This is a genomic window from Pseudoduganella sp. GW821-FHT12E03 (assembly GCF_058807115.1).
On record NZ_JBXAQJ010000005.1, the window covers coordinates 62688 to 78814 of the forward strand.

The 16127-nt window shown below is 59.7% G+C and carries 17 protein-coding genes; 9 read left to right on the forward strand and 8 right to left on the reverse strand.

Features of this window, described 5'->3' with window-relative positions; genetic code table 11:
* Positions 1-52 precede the first annotated feature (52 nt).
* Together AC1RRC_RS13820 and AC1RRC_RS13825 are read left to right on the forward strand one after the other, a co-directional pair.
* Positions 53-760 (forward strand): RNA pyrophosphohydrolase, encoded by a 708-nt coding sequence (locus tag AC1RRC_RS13820; protein WP_493056060.1) that lies wholly within the window; start codon positions 53-55, stop codon positions 758-760.
* A 115-nt stretch (positions 761-875) separates the two neighbouring features.
* Positions 876-1301, forward strand: a complete 426-nt coding sequence (locus AC1RRC_RS13825; RefSeq protein WP_493056061.1) for a DUF1841 family protein — start codon at positions 876-878, stop codon at positions 1299-1301.
* A 22-nt stretch (positions 1302-1323) separates the two neighbouring features.
* Here the strand turns inward: AC1RRC_RS13825 and AC1RRC_RS13830 are convergent, their stop codons facing one another.
* The 4 genes from AC1RRC_RS13830 to AC1RRC_RS13845 all read right to left on the reverse strand — a co-directional run bounded on the left by AC1RRC_RS13830 (position 1324) and on the right by AC1RRC_RS13845 (position 4763).
* On the reverse strand, positions 1324-3492 hold the full coding sequence (locus tag AC1RRC_RS13830) for a xanthine dehydrogenase family protein molybdopterin-binding subunit (RefSeq protein ID WP_493056062.1): 2169 nt from the start codon (positions 3490-3492) through the stop codon (positions 1324-1326).
* On the reverse strand, positions 3489-3956 hold the full coding sequence (locus tag AC1RRC_RS13835) for a (2Fe-2S)-binding protein (RefSeq protein ID WP_493056063.1): 468 nt from the start codon (positions 3954-3956) through the stop codon (positions 3489-3491). The genes AC1RRC_RS13830 and AC1RRC_RS13835 overlap by 4 nt, the downstream gene beginning before the upstream one ends.
* A 121-nt stretch (positions 3957-4077) precedes the next feature.
* Positions 4078-4419 (reverse strand): c-type cytochrome, encoded by a 342-nt coding sequence (locus AC1RRC_RS13840; protein ID WP_493056064.1) that lies wholly within the window; start codon positions 4417-4419, stop codon positions 4078-4080.
* An 11-nt stretch (positions 4420-4430) separates the two neighbouring features.
* Positions 4431-4763, reverse strand: a complete 333-nt coding sequence (locus tag AC1RRC_RS13845; RefSeq protein WP_493056065.1) for a c-type cytochrome — start codon at positions 4761-4763, stop codon at positions 4431-4433.
* A 207-nt stretch (positions 4764-4970) separates the two neighbouring features.
* On the opposite strand from AC1RRC_RS13845, the gene AC1RRC_RS13850 reads away from it, so the two are divergent.
* The 7 genes from AC1RRC_RS13850 to AC1RRC_RS13880 are packed head-to-tail and all read left to right on the forward strand — an operon-like array spanning position 4971 to position 10919.
* Positions 4971-5837, forward strand: coding sequence for an AAA family ATPase (locus tag AC1RRC_RS13850; RefSeq protein ID WP_493056066.1), 867 nt, complete (start codon positions 4971-4973; stop codon positions 5835-5837).
* Positions 5837-6421 carry a GNAT family N-acetyltransferase gene (locus AC1RRC_RS13855; protein ID WP_493056067.1) on the forward strand — a complete coding sequence of 195 codons (585 nt, stop codon included), beginning with the start codon at positions 5837-5839 and terminating at the stop codon, positions 6419-6421. Before AC1RRC_RS13850 ends, AC1RRC_RS13855 begins: the two co-directional genes overlap by 1 nt.
* A 2-nt stretch (positions 6422-6423) precedes the next feature.
* On the forward strand, positions 6424-7593 hold the full coding sequence (locus tag AC1RRC_RS13860; RefSeq protein WP_493056068.1) for a vWA domain-containing protein: 1170 nt from the start codon (positions 6424-6426) through the stop codon (positions 7591-7593).
* 6 nt (positions 7594-7599) lie between these two features.
* Positions 7600-8331: an AAA family ATPase gene (locus AC1RRC_RS13865; protein WP_493056069.1), complete on the forward strand. Its 732-nt coding sequence runs from the start codon at positions 7600-7602 to the stop codon at positions 8329-8331.
* 41 nt (positions 8332-8372) lie between these two features.
* Positions 8373-8957 carry an RNA polymerase sigma factor gene (locus AC1RRC_RS13870; protein WP_493056070.1) on the forward strand — a complete coding sequence of 195 codons (585 nt, stop codon included), beginning with the start codon at positions 8373-8375 and terminating at the stop codon, positions 8955-8957.
* Positions 8958-8959: 2 nt separating this feature from the next.
* Positions 8960-9535 carry a hypothetical protein gene (locus tag AC1RRC_RS13875; protein ID WP_493056071.1) on the forward strand — a complete coding sequence of 192 codons (576 nt, stop codon included), beginning with the start codon at positions 8960-8962 and terminating at the stop codon, positions 9533-9535.
* Between the two features lie 25 nt (positions 9536-9560).
* Positions 9561-10919 carry a serine hydrolase gene (locus AC1RRC_RS13880; RefSeq protein WP_493056072.1) on the forward strand — a complete coding sequence of 453 codons (1359 nt, stop codon included), beginning with the start codon at positions 9561-9563 and terminating at the stop codon, positions 10917-10919.
* 246 nt (positions 10920-11165) lie between these two features.
* Here the strand turns inward: AC1RRC_RS13880 and AC1RRC_RS13885 are convergent, their stop codons facing one another.
* From AC1RRC_RS13885 to AC1RRC_RS13900, 4 genes are read right to left on the reverse strand one after another with little or no spacing between them, the layout of a single operon-like run.
* The gene (locus tag AC1RRC_RS13885; RefSeq protein ID WP_493056073.1) at positions 11166-11669 is read right to left on the reverse strand and encodes a hypothetical protein; all 504 of its coding nucleotides are present in this window, start codon (positions 11667-11669) and stop codon (positions 11166-11168) included.
* A gap of 13 nt (positions 11670-11682) precedes the next feature.
* Positions 11683-12456, reverse strand: coding sequence for a PAAR domain-containing protein (locus AC1RRC_RS13890; protein ID WP_493056074.1), 774 nt, complete (start codon positions 12454-12456; stop codon positions 11683-11685).
* Between the two features lies 1 nt (position 12457).
* A complete protein-coding gene (locus tag AC1RRC_RS13895) occupies positions 12458-14056 on the reverse strand; it encodes a tetratricopeptide repeat protein (RefSeq protein ID WP_493056075.1) in 1599 nt (532 codons plus the stop codon).
* Positions 14057-14058: 2 nt separating this feature from the next.
* A complete protein-coding gene (locus AC1RRC_RS13900) occupies positions 14059-16122 on the reverse strand; it encodes a phospholipase D-like domain-containing protein (protein WP_493056076.1) in 2064 nt (687 codons plus the stop codon).
* Positions 16123-16127 lie beyond the last annotated feature (5 nt).

The following is a 16127-nucleotide window of genomic DNA, read 5'->3' on the forward strand; positions in this document are numbered from 1 at the left end:
GTGGGCAAAAATATAAGAAGGGCGCGCGGCAGCAGAAAGTTTGAGGTGCACTATGCTCGACCGTGAAGGGTTTCGGCCCAACGTCGGCATCATCCTGCTTAACGCCCATAACGAGGTGTGGTGGGGCAAACGGGTGCGCGAGCACTCGTGGCAATTTCCGCAAGGTGGGATCAAGTATGGAGAAACGCCTGAACAGGCAATGTACCGGGAGCTGGAAGAAGAAATAGGATTACGAGCAGAACACGTCAAGATCATCGGACGGACCCGCGACTGGCTGCGCTACGAGGTGCCAGATCACTTTATCAAGCGGGAAATCCGTGGCCATTACCGTGGCCAGAAACAGATCTGGTTTTTGTTGCGCATGTGTGCGCGCGACAACGACGTCAACCTGCGACTGACGGACCACCCCGAGTTCGACGCCTGGCGCTGGCATGAATACTGGGTTCCACTCGATGTGGTGATCGAGTTCAAGCGCGATGTGTACCAGCGGGCCTTGCAGGAATTGTCCCGCTTCCTGACGTGGCCACCGCATGGCGAACGGCACCGTCACCACACGTCACGCTACCTGCGCCAGCCACATGCGCGGGGGGCAAATGGCAACAATGGCAATAATGGCAACACTGCCAATAAAGCCACCGCCGCCAATGCTGCCGCGACGGCGGCCCCACCGGGCTCTGACGCGGCCGCGCCGGAACTGGTCGTCGCCACCGGAGAAGTACTGGCCGTCACGCCACAAATCGTTATACCCGGCAAGGAGTGAATTGCCTGAAACGGACGCTTCGGCGTCCGTTTTTCATGATGGCGGAGGGATAGTGTGCCGCCGGGCCGCCGGCCGGAACAGGTACAATGGCGGATTGTCTGTATTGTGCAAGCTTATGTTCAACCCTTCCCAAAGCGACGTACGCCGCTTCTTTTGCGACGTGTTCCGCAAGCAGCGCGCCAACGAAATCCTGACGCCGCTGGAAACCATGGCGTCCGACTGGATCCGCCACCACCCCGAATACCATGACGTGCTGGCCGACGTGGAGTCTGCTTTGGCGCGCGATTTTTCCGTCGACACCGGCCAGACCAACCCGTTCCTGCACCTGTCGATGCACTTGTCGATCGATGAACAGATTTCCATCGACCAGCCGCCCGGCATCCGCGCGGCCGCCACCGCGCTGACCCTGAAACTCGATTCCGCGCACGAAGCGCAGCACCAGATCATGGATTGTTTGGGCGAGATGATCTGGAATGCGCAGCGCAGCGGGCTGCCGCTCGATGGCGATGCTTACGTGGAAGCGGTCAAGCGCCGCCTGTGATGCGGCGGCGCTTGCGGTTTTATCAGGCCAGACGGAATCCCGCTTTCGACAGCGGCAATTCCAAGACCCGCTTACCGGTCGCGGCAAACAGCGCATTGGCGACGGCCGGTGCCAGCGGCCCCACCGCTTCCTCCCCCACACCGCCCGGCGCTTCACTGCTGTCGACCAGCGTCACCTGCATGGCCGGGGTTTCCGCCAGTGACAGCAAACGGTAATCCGTGAAGTTCGACTGTTCCACGGCGCCCTCCTTCACCGTGATTTCCCCGTAAAACGCCGCCGTCAGCGCAAAGATATTGCCGCCCTCGACCTGCCCGCGCACATTGCGCGGATTGACCGCCGTGCCGCAATCGATGACGGTGGTCACGCGATGCAGCTTGACCCTCGCCTCTTTATCAACGGACAGTTCCACCACTTGCCCGATGTGGCTGCCATTGGCGTGGGTAAACGCCATGCCGCGCTTGCGCCCCGCCGGCGCGGGTGTACGCCAGCCGGATTGCGCCTCCAGCGTATCGAGCACGCGCAACCCGCGCGCGTCCGGCTTCATCATCTTGCGGCGGTAATCGAAGGGATCGGCCTGCGCCAGCAATGCCAGTTCGTCGATGAACGATTCGGACGCGAACACGTTTTGCGAGGACGCCACCGAACGCCAGTACCCCAGTGGCACTCCGGCCTCGATGGTGGTCACCCGCCCCAGCCATGCGGGGATGGTGTAGTAGCGCGTCAGCGGCATGCCGATCGCGCTGCGGTCGAACGGCTTGGTCGCTTCCTTGTCCGCGCCGAAGCGGGAATAATTGAAAATCGAATCGCACGCCCAGTCGACCCGGATCGCCGTCAGCGCACCGGCGGCATCGGTATGCGCGCGCAGGCGCTGCACCACGGCGGGCCGGTGATAGCCGTGGCGCATGTCTTCCTCGCGGCTCCACAGCAGCTTGACGGGCACGCCCGCCACCTTCGCCACCAGCGCGGCCTGCACCGCGAAATCCGCTTCGATGCGACGCCCGAAGCCGCCGCCACTGAGGGTGGTATGAATCGTGACCGCTTCCGGCGCCATGCCCAGCGCCTTCGCAACCGCGTCCTGCGCAGTCTGCTGCGCCTGCGTCGGCAGCCACAGTTGCGCCTTGCCGCCATGGATGTGGGCGGTGCCGTTCATCGGCTCCATGGTTGCATGCGCCAGCAGCGGCACGGCATAGGTGCGGTCCAGCGTGGCGCTGCCTTTGGCGGCGGCAAGGTTGTATTCCCCCTGCACCTGTTCGGCCTTTCTGGTGGGGGACACCACCAGCTCGCCGTCTTGTTGCACGGCGTCGCGCAACTGCGCCATGTACGCGGCGCTGGTCTGTTTGCTGGCACCGGACAAGTCCCATTCCGGCTTCAAGGCATTCAACGCCTGCTGCGCGCGCCAGTAACTGTCGGCCACCACGGCCACCGCATCCGGCAACTTCACGACGTGCTTCACGCCGCGCCGCGCCAGCGCCGGCTGCGCATCCACCGCCTTCAGTTTGCCGCCGAAGTGCGGGCATTGCAGGATCGCCGCATGCAGCATGCCGGGCAGTTTCACGTCGATGCCGAAGATCGCGCTGCCATCGGTCTTGGCCGGCAAATCGAGGCGGGCCACATCCTTGCCCATGTGGCGCCAGCGCTCTTTCGGCATCAATGGCGGGTCGGCCGGCACCGGTTGCGCGGCGGCTTGCCGCACCAGGCTGGCATAGGCGAGCTTGCGGCCGCTGGCCGCGTGGGTCACGAAACCGGCCTGCGTATTGCATTCGGCGGCAGGCACTTTCCACTGCGCCGCCGCGGCGGAGACCAGCATGGCGCGGGCTTGGGCGCCGGCCTTGCGCAGTTGCTTGTACTGTTGCGCCACGCCGCCGCTGCCATAGGTCGCGTATTCGCCCCAGCCCGGGTTGATGTATTGTTTTTCCACCGGCGCCATCTCGATGCGGATGGTTTTCCAGTCCAGGTCCAGTTCATCGGCCAGCATTTGCGCGATCGCGGTGCCGGTGCCCTGGCCGATTTCACTGGTGTTGGACAGGATGGTGACCGCGCCGTCCGGGGCAATGCGAACCCAGCCCGGCGGCGGCGCGGCGGCGGCGGCATCGGACGCGGCGGCGGCCGTCTGGGCAATCGCCGCCCCCGGGCCCACTGTCACCAGCAGCCCGCCCGCCGCCAGCGTTTTCAGGAAATCGCGGCGGCTCATGCTGCATCCTCCACCTTCATGCCGGCCGCGCGCTTGATGGCGCGGCGCACGCGCGGATAGGTGCCGCAGCGGCACAGGTTGGTCATGGCCGCATCGATTTGCGCGTCGGTCGGTTTCGGCGTGGCTTTCAGCAGCGCGGCCGCCGCCATCAGCATGCCGGACTGGCAGTAGCCGCATTGCGGCACCTGCTCCGCGATCCAGGCCTGCTGCAGCGCATGCTTGCGCTCGGGCGACAGGGCTTCGATGGTGCGCACCTTCGCCTTGCCCACGGCGCTGACCGGCATCACGCAACTGCGCACCACCTTGCCGTCGATGTGCACCGTGCAGGCGCCACAGGCGCCGGCGCCGCAACCGTATTTGGTGCCGGTCAGGCCCAGCGTATCGCGCAAGACCCACAGCAGCGGCGTATCGTCCTCGACGTCGGCCTTGTGGGCCGCGCCGTTGATATTTAATTGATAACTCATTGTCTCCCCCATAAGGAGGGGCCAGCTTATCACCGGCACTGAAAACAGCTGAATTAAGGCCGGCTTAAAACGCAAAAAAGCCCGCTCATTGCGGGCTTTTTATGCAACACGGGGATGCGAATCAGCGCTTCAAGACCAGCGTACCTGGCAGGCTATGCAGGTAAGCCGCGACATCCTTGATGTCCTGGCCGGACAGGCTTTGCACCTGGCCGCCCATGATGGCGTTGGCGCGGCCATTGCCCTTGTCGCCGCGCTTGTAGGCGGTCAGCGCATGCGCCAGGTAATCGGCGTGCTGGCCGGCCAGCTTCGGATAGCTCGGGTCGATCGGGGTGTTGTAGTCCTTGCCGTGGCAAGCGAAGCAGTTGGCTTTCTCGGCCAGTGCTTTGCCTTTTTCGATATTGCCGCCGGCGGACGCGGCGAATGGCAGTACGGAACAGAACAGGGCGATGATGATTTTTTTCATGGAACGTGGCCTCATTTCGCGGTTTTGGTTTGCTGCGAGTAGTACGCAGCGATGTCGGCGATGTCCTGGTCGGACAGGCTGACCGCGATACCCTTCATCGATGGGTGCTTGCGTTCACCTTTCTGGTAGCCCTTCAACGCGTTCTCGATGTACTTCGCCGTTTGGCCGCCAATCATCGGTACCTGGAACACTTCCGGGAACGTTGCTTTGTAGCCGGGAATGGCGTGGCAACCAATACACATTTCGATCTTGGCTGGAGCAGCTTTAGGGTCTCCTACCACGTCGGCCGCTGCGGCCACGTTGGCGAGGCCCGCGAGCACGAGAACTGCGTAGATTTTTTTCATAGTGAGGACTAGGTTAACGTCAGTAAATAAAAGCACTGCAAGGCACTGCAAACTGCTACTGCCTGAGCATAAAAGTTGACTTTTACGCTAACAATTCTCGATTCTAACCTAATAAAATGCCGCCAGTCCACATCATCCGGACGCAGTGTGGTATAGCGTTCTGACATATACTCGTCGGATTATTTCCCCTTACGAGAGCAGTCGAACATGCATCCGAACAAAGACGCCGCCCCGCGCTTCCAGGGTTCCGACAATTATGTCGCCACCAATGACCTGAAACTGGCCGTCAATGCGGCACTGACTTTGCAGCGCCCGCTGCTGATCAAGGGCGAACCCGGCACCGGCAAAACCATGCTCGCCGAGGAAGTCGCCGCCGCGCTGGACATGCCGCTGATGCAATGGCACATCAAATCCACCACCAAGGCCCAGCAAGGCCTGTATGAGTATGACGCCGTGTCCCGCCTGCGCGATTCGCAGCTGGGCGACGAGCGCGTGCGCGATATCCACAACTACATCGTCAAGGGCGTGCTGTGGCAAGCCTTCACGGCGCCGGAACCGGTGGTCTTGCTGATCGATGAAATCGACAAGGCCGACATTGAATTCCCCAACGACTTGCTGCGCGAGCTGGACCGCATGGAATTCTATGTCTATGAAACGCGCGAAATGGTGCAGGCCAAGCACCGTCCGCTGGTCATCATCACGTCCAACAATGAAAAGGAATTGCCGGACGCGTTCCTGCGCCGCTGCTTCTTCCACTACATCAAATTCCCGGACAAGGAGACGATGGAAGCCATCGTCAACGTCCACTATCCAAACCTGAAGCAGGAATTGCTGGCGCAGGCGCTGCAAACCTTCTATGAAGTGCGTGACGTGCCTGGCCTGAAGAAAAAACCATCGACGTCGGAATTCCTCGACTGGCTGAAACTGTTGCTGGCGGAAGACATCCCGGCCGAAGCCTTGCGCAGCAAAGACCAGAAAGCCATCGTGCCGCCACTGCACGGCGCGCTGCTGAAAAATGAACAGGACGTGCACCTGTTCGAGCGCCTGGTGTTCATGAACCGGAACAGCCGCTGATGAATGTTGTGGAAAACATCACGCTGGAACTGAACGGCGTGCGCCTGGAACCGCTGGGTCCCCAGCACGCGGACGGCTTGCGCGCCGCCGCGGCGGACGGCGAGTTATGGACGCTGCGCATCACGTCCGTGCCGGAACCGCACGAAACCGACGCGTACATCCAGACGGCGCTGGACATGCGCCCTTTCCGCTTTGCGTTCGCGGTGATCGATGCGCTCAGCAACACGGTGATCGGCACCACCAGCTACCACGATATCGTTCCCGCGATCGGCCGGGTTGAAATCGGCTACACGTGGTACGCGCGCAGCCGCCAGCGCACCTCCGTCAACACGTCGTGCAAGCTGATGCTGCTGGCGCACGCGTTTGATACGCTGGACTGCGCGGTGGTGGGCTTCCGTACCGATAATTTCAATTACACGTCGCAGGCCGCCATCGAGCGGCTCGGCGCGCACAAGGATGGCGTGCTGCGCCACCACGGGCTGCGCCGCGACGGCACCGTGCGCGACACCGTCATGTACAGCATCACGCGCGGCGAATGGCCTGAAGTCAAAGCCCATTTGCGCTACCGGTTGCAACGAGGCTGATTATGCTGATCGATTTTTTCTTTACGCTCAAGGAAGCGAAAATCCCCGTCTCCATCAAGGAATTCCTGACCTTGCTGGAAGCGATGGAAAAGAACGTCATTGAGTCGTCGCTGGACGATTTCTATTACCTGGCCCGCCTCACCTTGGTCAAGGATGAAGCCCACTTCGACAAGTTCGACCGCGCCTTTGCCCAATACTTCAAGGGCGTCAACGGCGCCTTCGATGCCAATGCCGGCATCCCGCTGGACTGGCTGCTGCAGCGCATGAAGCGCGAGCTGACGCCGGAACAGATCGCCGCGCTGGAAAAGTTCGGCTACGACAAGCTGATGGACCGCCTCAACGAACTGCTGAAAGAGCAGAAGGAGCGCCACGAAGGCGGCAGCAAGTGGATCGGCACCGGCGGCACTTCGCCCTTTGGCCATGGCGGCACCAATCCGGAAGGCGTGCGCATCGGCGGCAAGGGCGGCAACCGCACCGCCGTCAAAGTGTGGGAACAGCGCGCCTACAAGGATTACGACGGCGACCGCGAACTGGGCACACGCAACATCAAGGTGGCGCTGCGCCGCCTGCGCAAATTCGCGCGCGAGGGACACGAGGAAGAACTGGCGCTGGACCAGACCATCCGCGCCACCGCGAACAACGCGGGCTTCCTCGACATCAAGATGCAGCCCGAGCGCAAGAACAATATCAAGGTGCTGATGCTGCTGGACGTGGGCGGCACGATGGATGACCACATCGAGCGCACCGAAGAATTGTTCTCGGCCGCGAAGACGGAATTCAAGAACATGGAGTTCTTCTATTTCCACAACTGCGTCTACGATTACCTGTGGAAGAACAACCGCCGCCGCAACGCGGAGCGCTTTTCCACCTGGGACGTGCTGCGCAAGTACACGCCGGACACCAAGCTGATTTTCGTGGGCGACGCCACCATGAGCCCCTATGAAATCCTGCAGCCGGGCGGCTCCGTCGAGTACAACAACGAGGAAGCGGGCGCCGAATGGGTGGCGCGGTTCACCGCCGCGTTCCCCAAGTTCATCTGGCTCAATCCGGAACCGGAAGGCTTGTGGCAATACCGCCAGTCCGTCAATATCATGCGCCAGTTGATGAACAACCGCATGTTCCCCATCACCATCGAGGGGCTGGAACGGGCGATGCGGATGCTCAGCAAATAGCATACCGTGCTGACGACACACTATGTTTCGGAACTTCGGTTACGGACGGAGGATATTCCTTCGTTCGACCGCTATCCGTTTTCATTACCGGTCGTACGCAACCTGGAGCAGCTGAAATTCCACCCCAAGGTCACCTTCATCATCGGGGAAAACGGCTCTGGGAAATCGACGCTGCTCGAAGCGCTGGCCGTCGCCCTTGGATTCAATGCGGAGGGCGGCTCGCGCAATTTTAATTTCAGCACCCACGCGTCACACTCGGAACTGCACAGTTACCTGCGTGTCGTAAAGGGATACCGCTACCCCAGGGATAATTTCTTCCTGCGCGCGGAAAGCTTTTTCAATGTCGCCACCGAAGTGGAAAACCGGGGTGTCAAGGGTTATGGCGACCGCCAACTGCATGCGCAATCGCATGGCGAAGCATTCCTCTCGCTGATGCTGGACCGATTCCGTGGCCATGGCCTTTATTTGCTGGATGAACCGGAAGCAGCCCTGTCGCCGCAGCGCCAACTGGCTGTGCTGACGCGCCTGCATCAGTTGGCCGGCGACAATTCGCAATTCATCATTGCCACCCACTCCCCTATCCTGATGGCCTATCCGGATGCATGGATTTACGCGTGTACCGAACATGGCACCCAGCGCGTGGCGTACGAAGACACCGAACACTATCAGGTGACCCGCAATTTCCTGCTGCATCCACAGCGCATGCTCAATGTACTGCTGGGTGACGAAGGCGGATGACGGCTGGCAGATTTATTTGCCGGCCGTTGTAAGAAACCCGCGTGGCCGATGACTACCTGTTCAAGTACAGCTCATCCGCCCACGCCATGACCGCCCGACCGCCCCTGAACGCCGCCAGCGCCAGCCAGAACGACCGCTACGCGCAGGCCATTGCCAGCTTCGGGCCGGACATCGCCCGCTTTGCCATGGGCTACGAGCGCGATAGCGCCAAGCGCCAGGAACTGCTGCAGGAAATCCACGTCGCGCTGTGGCAAAGCTTTGCCACCTACAAGGAACAGTGCTCGCTGCGCACCTGGGCCTACCGTGTCGCGCACAACGTGGGCGCAACGCATATCCAGCGCACCTTCCGCATGGCCGACCGTATCAGCCTGGACCTCGATGAAGCAGGAGAAGTGCCTGACGAACGCGATGGCATTGCCGACGCCGAGCGGCGCATGGACATGGAACGCTTGCTGGCATTAATCCACAAGCTGGCGCCGCTGGACCGCGAAGTGATGCTGCTGTACCTGGAAGATCTCGATGCCGCCGCCATCGGCGACGTCACCGGCATTTCCGCGCGCAATGTCGCCACCAAGATCCACCGCATCAAGGCGCTGCTGGCCCGCCAACTGGGCTCGAAAGGATAATCATGGACGAGCAGGATATCAAGAATATGTGGCGCGCCGCGCCCGCCGCCGGCGCCGCAACGCCGCTGCAGGAAGCCGAACTGGCCAAGCGTGCCCGCACGTTCCAGCGCCGCATCGCGCGCCGCAATGCCATGGAATATGTGGCTGCGCTGCTGGTGTGCGCGGGCTTCGCGCACTACCTGTGGGCCTTTCCCGATCCGCTGATGCGCGCCGGCAGCCTGCTGTCGATCCTCGGCACCCTGGTGGTGGTCTGGCAGTTGCGCCGGCGCGCGTCCAGCCGCCCGCTGCCGGGCGCGGCATCCGCCCTGCCAAGCCGCGACTTCCACCGCGCGGAACTGATCCGCCAGCGCGACGCGCTGCGTTCCGTCTGGCTGTGGTACGTGGCGCCGCTGGTGCCGGGCATGGTGGTGTTCCGCCTCGGCGTGAACGCCAATCCCGATCCATCGCTGCCGTTTGCCCGTGGCTGGGCCGCGGAGGGATTCATTGCCGCTGTCGTGCTGGTGGTCATCCTGATCAACCTGTATGGCGCGCACAAGCTGCAGCGCCAGATCGACCAGCTCGATCAAGTCAACGCTTAACTTTTAACGTCACCCGGAGGTTTGTATGAAACGTTCCCCCCACAAGGCGGGGCGGACGGCGCTCGCCTGCGCCCTCGCCGCATCGGTTATCACCGCCATCCCGGCCGCCGCGGCACCCGCGCTGGACGCCAGCGCCCGCAGCCTGGCAACCCAGCGCACCGGCAGCGGCGCGCTGGCCAGCATCGTCATCGGCATCGTGGAGCAAGGCGGCGAGCCGGCCGTGTATGGCTTCGGCAAGGTCGATGGCCGTGTCCCCGATGGCGGCACCGTGTATGAAATCGGTTCCGTCACCAAGACCTTTACGGCGCTGCTGCTGGCGCAGGAAGCCGCCGCAGGCCGCCTGTCGCTGGACGAGCCGGTGCAGCGCCTGCTGCCCGGCTACACCATCCCCGCGTGGCAGGGCCAGGCCATCACCTTGCGCGACCTGGCCACGCAAACGTCCGGCCTGCCCCGGTTGCCCACCGGCTTTGTCCCGCCCGACATGGCCAATCCTTACGCGGGATATGGCGCGGCCGAACTGCAAGCCTTCCTGCGCGGCCACCAGCTGGCGCGCAAACCGGGGGCCTCGTACGAATACTCCAATCTCGGTTACGGTCTGCTGGGCGTGGCGCTGGCGACCCGCACCGGCCAGCCCTATGGCACGCTGGTGCATGAACGCATTGCCGTACCGCTGGGCATGCAATCGACCGGCATCGCCCTGACGTCGGCCATGCGCGCCAGGCTGGCGCCAGGCCACGACGCCACCGGCAAGCCCGCCGCCAACTGGGATTTCGACACGATGGCCGGCGCCGGCGCCTTGCGCTCCACCGCCACCGACATGCTGCGCTACCTGAAAACCCTGATGCCCGCCGCCGCCGGCACGCCGTATGCGCTGGCCGTACAGCGCCAGCGCCCTGTGATGCAGGGCGCGGACATCGCACTGGGCTGGTACCTGAGCGACGTGCGCGGCACGCGCATCGTCTGGCATAACGGCCAGACCGGCGGCTATGCGGGCTTTGCCGGTGTGACGGCGGACGGCAAGCGCGCTGTCGTGGTGCTGGCCAATACTTCAGCACCGGTGGACGATATTGCGCAGGCGGCACTGGTGCCGGGTGCTTCGCTGCCCGCCGCCACGGTTGCGTTGGCGCCGGAGGTGCTGGCCGGTTACACCGGTAAATACCAATTGGCGCCCGGTTTTGTACTGGCGGTGCAGCCGCTGCGCCAGGGCCTGCAAGTGCAGGCGACGGGGCAGCCGCCGTTCGATGCGCAAGCCACGGCGCACGACGAATTCATTGTGGCGGCAGTCGATGCGAAGCTGGTTTTCCGGCGCAATGCGGCCGGTGCGGTGGAAAGCGTGGTGCTAAGGCAGCATGGGCGGGAGATGCCGGGTGAGCGGGTTGAGTGAGCTTCCGCTACGCAGGAAAAACCAAGGGTGGGCTGATCGTTAGCCCACATCCGCCCGGCTGCGGCCGATCAATTTACAGCCGCATTCGGTGGTTGCCGAGTTGGCAGGTTTTGACGACTGGCTGCGCAGATGGCGCTGCCAGCGCGTGGATTGTCATGGCGCAAGTTGGCAAGCACGAGAGCATTCTCTTCATTTTAATGAATGGCTACGTAGAGTCACGCGCGTCACCGTCAATTTATCAGGACGTCAGGGCGAGGAGCTAACCAAGCTGTCGACCACACGCCAGTACTCGCCTGCATGCTTGACGCTATTTAAATAAAATTCAACATTGACCACCTCAGTGCTTTGTGAATTTTTATGCAACTGCACAAAACCTCGCAAAAACATCTTTCGTCCTTTTGAAAAAAAACAATAATACACATCTCCATAATTCACTTTTCTTCGATAAACATACTGCCCCTCCGAGCAATACGCCTTAGCCAACTCCGAAGAATTATTAAATTCCTCCACGGTGTTATACCAAGCAATAACTGCCATGGATGGAATTTTCTTTCTCTCAACGTAATCAAACAAACTTTCTTTGTTTAAATCAGGGCAGCTTTCGCGACGATTAAACAATACGTAAACCCCTCGATCCGGTGCATCGGAAGCGCCAGTACAGCGAGGAAAAACCGTTGGCAATTCCACGCCAAACGATAGTTGATCATTCCAATAGAGTGCTCCAGCCAGCACACCAGTCATCAATAACATTTTATTTTCCCTGCTATTGCATCCAAATCGCTTTTCGTCGAACTACCGTTTCGAGCTGTCGTCGCAACAATACCTCATAGCAGGGGTTGACTGAATTATATTTTGGCGGAGTAAGCAATTCTTTCACAAAATCATCAATATTACTAATCTCCTTTAAACGGCGTCCCCACTGGGTTTTGTTTTCAAAATAATCTGTGGCGGCTTGGAACGAATCAAAGGACAAGTTATTTCCACCGGCCTTGGTAAGACCCCACGGGTTGTGCAGGCTTCTGTTATGGGCGTCCAGCCACGCACATTCGGCCGAGGATAACGCAAATAGCAAATCTTCATTGGTCTTCATTCGTGTCGACAGGTTGTGAATAGGACCATACATATCGTTGAAATAGTTATTTACCTTTTCAGGGTTTGCGGCTTTCGCCGCAGATAATTTTACCGAAGGCCCATTTGCCGAAAATTGAGTCTCATCCTCGCTTTCGAATTCCTGAGGATTCTCTGCATCGCATTGGTCATCATGTGTTCCTCCACTGCTTGGTGAAAGGGAGGAAATTAAGCGAGCACCGCACTCGGTTAAGTCATCGTGATATGCATAGGGCTTGCCTTCATGCTTCGCGCCTGCGCCATCAGGCTTCAGTGCGAACTTACCTTTGCACTGCGGACAAACAGACATATCTCCCTCGAGTGCCGCCAGTCTGCCCATCACGACTGTGCCTGACGATGAAGACAAGACCGTCCCGCCATGACTGGTCTTGTCGCCAATCCGGATGACACCACGGCCCTCATGTTTCATCTCAGCCTCCGTTCTTCGCAACCATTCCCGGGCCGGTTTGTTCCATCAGGTGCCATGTGACGTCTTTTTCATCCAGGTCCAGCAGCCAATCACGCCGGGGCTGTGGGAACGATTGTCCTTTCAACAGGAAGACTTGGCGCCAGGACTGATTGACAGTGGCTTGTAAAGGGTGTGATTCCGGCATCCACGGCTGCCAGATACCGCCAACCTTGCTGACTTCATGGCTGCTGCTCGTGATGGGCTGCGCCGGGCGCGCGACCTTGCGTGTCAGTCCGGGAACCGCAACCGGATCAACTGGATAATCGTTGTTACGCACCGTGACGAGATACACCCAGGTAATCCCATTTAGCGGCATGCTGCGCACGCCATCCGAGACATAAATCGTGTCGAAGAGTTCGTTCTTGCCATATAGCGCGGGCCGCTGATTCTTGACCGGCTCGGTGCCTGTATAAGGTTGCCAGTAGCCGGCAAATGGCGCGTTCCGCAAATTGGTGGTTTCCCCTGTCATTCGCAGGCGATATGCCGAATCGACAAAATGCCGGTCGCCGGGTGGGCGTGGCGCTTCGAGCGGCAAGTCCGGCGAAAAGGTTACCCCCATGGCGGCTTTCAGCAATGAGTCACGGGTGCCGTCCCACGGCGGCAAGTCGGCGGGAGGAAGTGGGAGGATTTTATCCAGGTTAGGGAGGCGGCGGCTTCGATTAAATTCCAAGGCGTCGTTCAGCATGTCGTAGCGCTGGCCCCTTGCCTTGTCGACGTAGGGTGGGAGCATTTGGTCCAGATCGAAGGGACGACCAAACTCGATTGCCAGTCGTCTAGCGCAGTCCGCACAGCCGTACTTGACTCCCTCGTGCAGCCAGGTCAATGCCTTCGCTTTGGTTTCCGCAGTTCGATCCCCGATAATTCTTCCATCTTTCTCCCGGACCTCCCGGTACATATAATGCAGCTCATAGGCTACCGGACCATATCCCTGGCCAACCGCGCACTCCATCATTTTTTGGGCAATGGGAATATTGGCCCAGTGCCCAGCGCCGTCCTGCCCAGCGGACAATTTTTCGCCCAGATAGGCCAAGGCATCCGGATTCCCCAGTTGCGCCGCCTTTTGCCAAAAGGCGTACGCCCCCGTGACATCCTGCGGTACGCCGGTACCGTTCATATAGTAAGTTCCCATCCTGTCATATGCCGCAGGCACGCCCAACCGCATACCGTCTTCAACCAACTTCACGGCATCTTCAACGCCATGCTTGGGATCCAGCCCTTCAACATAAAAGCTCGCCAAATTCAACATGGCCTGCCAATGGCGCCGCTCCGCCGCCTGGCGGGTCAAACGTATTATTTTCGGATAGTCGGGATCCAGTTCCATGGTCGGCGCCTCCAGCGCGCGCGCTTCACGGAACCATGCATGCGCCTGGGCGTCAACAACGGGTAATTTCGTGGCCTCAGCCGTGCAGTCAAATGTACTGGTATGAGGTTGAAACAGCAGCAGTTTCTGGTTTCGCGGCAAGTCTTCCGGCAATGTGGCCATACTTCCCCCCATAAAGAAAACGCTTGTCATCAGTGCTCCGCCTGTGAACAGTACGACGACGGCATGTGCACGCTTCATGGTTACCCCAGCCGTTTTGTCGAATTGCGGGATTCATCGAAGGGCAAAAGAAAACCCGTCATTTGCTTCTGTTTCTGCCCCTCCGCGCGGCTTAGCTTGCGTCTCTTGTTATCCTCCCGCAATTCTCGCCAATCCTTGAATTGCGTTTGTATATTCCCATCCCCGTCTACAACACCACCGCTGAGCAAACCCCACACCCGCTTTCGCAAGTCCCGCGCATGGCGAACGTCAACCACCGCCATATTGAGCTCACTGTCCACCACCATGCTGCGCTGGTTGAGATTGGCACTGCCCAGTGTGAAGAAAATATCGTTGGCGATCATCAGCTTGGAATGGATATAGATTTCCCGGTAGCGCCAGTGGCCTTTCTCGAATGCGCAAGTATTGAGCATCGAAACGCAGATCTTCAGACCCAGCTTCTCTTCCAGCTCCATGACGCTGGGTCTCTTGATGCTGTTGGCGTGTGTGACGACGTCCGGCTGGATACTCGGCACCCTCAGCCAATACTGGTCTTTGTGGATGCGCTCACCTTTGTTATAGAGATCAATCAAATCATTCTGTCCCGCCATCCCGTGATGCTGGTTCAACGTCGCCAGCGCATCATGGGTACGCGGGATCATCTCGGCGCGTTCCGGCGCGGGGATGACGATCAACACATGCAGCAGGGGCAGATCCTCGATGGTTTTCCCGGCGGCGGCGCATCCCAGGCGCCATTTAGTGATGACATCCCTTCTCGCGTTGAGTAAATGTTTAGACCAATCCTCATACTGAAAATACTGGTTTTCAATATACAAATAACTTGCGGTGGCAGCTGCGGTACTGGTAGCCAGCCAATACATTTCCTTGATGCTTTTATCGCTCTCTTCCGGCTGTGTACGTACTATGCGAACCGTCGATTCGCCTGGCTGTGCCTTGTGCATCAACTCGCGTGGCGGGTTTTCACAACCAGTTTGTTTGCTGGTACACGCTTTCGTCGCTGTCTGCTTTTTGTCCTTGCCAGCCCGGTCCCAGGCAGAAACGAAATTGGCGTAGATGAAGTACAGCGCACATCCGCCCTCCAGTTTGCATCCATAGTCCTGGAACGGCTTCAAATGACGGAAGCCGGCATCGCCTGATAGTTCTTGCACACACTCCTGAGCCTCATTCTTCCCGCCCCGTTCACGCATGGGATCATCCAGCAAATGTGCGGTGGTATCCCAATAGTCCGTGACACTGTTCAAGCCGATCACGAATCCGACCGCATGGAAACCTTCTTTGTAAGCGTAATCAATCAACACGGTCTTTTGATGATGACTTCCAAAGTGCTCCAGGATGCCGCCCTCCAGTTCGACTTTCGTCAGCCCTGCCGGTTTTGTCGGCTCACTTGCCAGTGCTTCAACAATGGCGCTGCGATCGCCCGTGCGAACCCGAAGCTCGATCCCAGGCAGCAGATTCTGCTTTGCTGCCATGTACCAGCTGTGGCAATACTCTTTTCGCGCAAAGCTGGAAATCTCATCGATAGACAATTTCCCAGGCAAATCAGCGTAATCTGCCTGTCTTGTTGAAGCCGTTGGCTTGGGCCACAACAGCGAGGCATCACGCAACCGGTTAATGCTGGCCATTGCGTGTATTCGCTCCGCCCCTTCCTTGCCGCTCATGTAATACCAAGGGTGCGTGTCGTGGGTATAGCCAGGCATGTTCTTTGTGGTCATGGCGCCAAGCCTGTCATACCAAACCAGTAAACGCACTTTCAATTTCGGATTCTTCCTGCAAACCTCGATCAGCAGGTCGCCATAGGTTTGGCCACGTGGCCACAAGCCGCTGTCATCCCGTACCAGCTCCATCCCGGGATCAAAACCCCAGCAAATTAAATCGATAGATTCCTTTGCCGCCTTGATGCTTTCCGCTATGGCAGCAAAACCTTCTTGCCCGCAAACGTACATTTTCAGGCGGTTGTTATGTGACGTGGTACGCGCAAGATTCCACGATGGCACCGGCGACTCCGGCAGCCATTGCACCGAACACACGGCACTGCGCTTGACCTCATCGACATGGGTTGTCTCCAGCCGGCTATACTCTTTTGCCATCGTCA

What these genes read in the sequence shown, in the direction of transcription:
- AC1RRC_RS13840 (WP_493056064.1), bottom strand. Translation starts at nt 4,419, where the DNA reads ATGAAAAAAATCATCATCGCCCTGTTCTGTTCCGTACTGCCATTCGCC.
- AC1RRC_RS13830 (WP_493056062.1), bottom strand. Translation starts at nt 3,492, where the DNA reads ATGAGCCGCCGCGATTTCCTGAAAACGCTGGCGGCGGGCGGGCTGCTG.
- AC1RRC_RS13890 (WP_493056074.1), bottom strand. Translation starts at nt 12,456, where the DNA reads ATGAAACATGAGGGCCGTGGTGTCATCCGGATTGGCGACAAGACCAGT.
- AC1RRC_RS13885 (WP_493056073.1), bottom strand. Translation starts at nt 11,669, where the DNA reads ATGTTATTGATGACTGGTGTGCTGGCTGGAGCACTCTATTGGAATGAT.
- AC1RRC_RS13855 (WP_493056067.1), top strand. Translation starts at nt 5,837, where the DNA reads ATGAATGTTGTGGAAAACATCACGCTGGAACTGAACGGCGTGCGCCTG.
- AC1RRC_RS13835 (WP_493056063.1), bottom strand. Translation starts at nt 3,956, where the DNA reads ATGAGTTATCAATTAAATATCAACGGCGCGGCCCACAAGGCCGACGTC.
- AC1RRC_RS13860 (WP_493056068.1), top strand. Translation starts at nt 6,424, where the DNA reads ATGCTGATCGATTTTTTCTTTACGCTCAAGGAAGCGAAAATCCCCGTC.
- AC1RRC_RS13820 (WP_493056060.1), top strand. Translation starts at nt 53, where the DNA reads ATGCTCGACCGTGAAGGGTTTCGGCCCAACGTCGGCATCATCCTGCTT.
- AC1RRC_RS13850 (WP_493056066.1), top strand. Translation starts at nt 4,971, where the DNA reads ATGCATCCGAACAAAGACGCCGCCCCGCGCTTCCAGGGTTCCGACAAT.
- AC1RRC_RS13825 (WP_493056061.1), top strand. Translation starts at nt 876, where the DNA reads ATGTTCAACCCTTCCCAAAGCGACGTACGCCGCTTCTTTTGCGACGTG.
- AC1RRC_RS13875 (WP_493056071.1), top strand. Translation starts at nt 8,960, where the DNA reads ATGGACGAGCAGGATATCAAGAATATGTGGCGCGCCGCGCCCGCCGCC.
- AC1RRC_RS13880 (WP_493056072.1), top strand. Translation starts at nt 9,561, where the DNA reads ATGAAACGTTCCCCCCACAAGGCGGGGCGGACGGCGCTCGCCTGCGCC.
- AC1RRC_RS13895 (WP_493056075.1), bottom strand. Translation starts at nt 14,056, where the DNA reads ATGAAGCGTGCACATGCCGTCGTCGTACTGTTCACAGGCGGAGCACTG.
- AC1RRC_RS13900 (WP_493056076.1), bottom strand. Translation starts at nt 16,122, where the DNA reads ATGGCAAAAGAGTATAGCCGGCTGGAGACAACCCATGTCGATGAGGTC.
- AC1RRC_RS13845 (WP_493056065.1), bottom strand. Translation starts at nt 4,763, where the DNA reads ATGAAAAAAATCTACGCAGTTCTCGTGCTCGCGGGCCTCGCCAACGTG.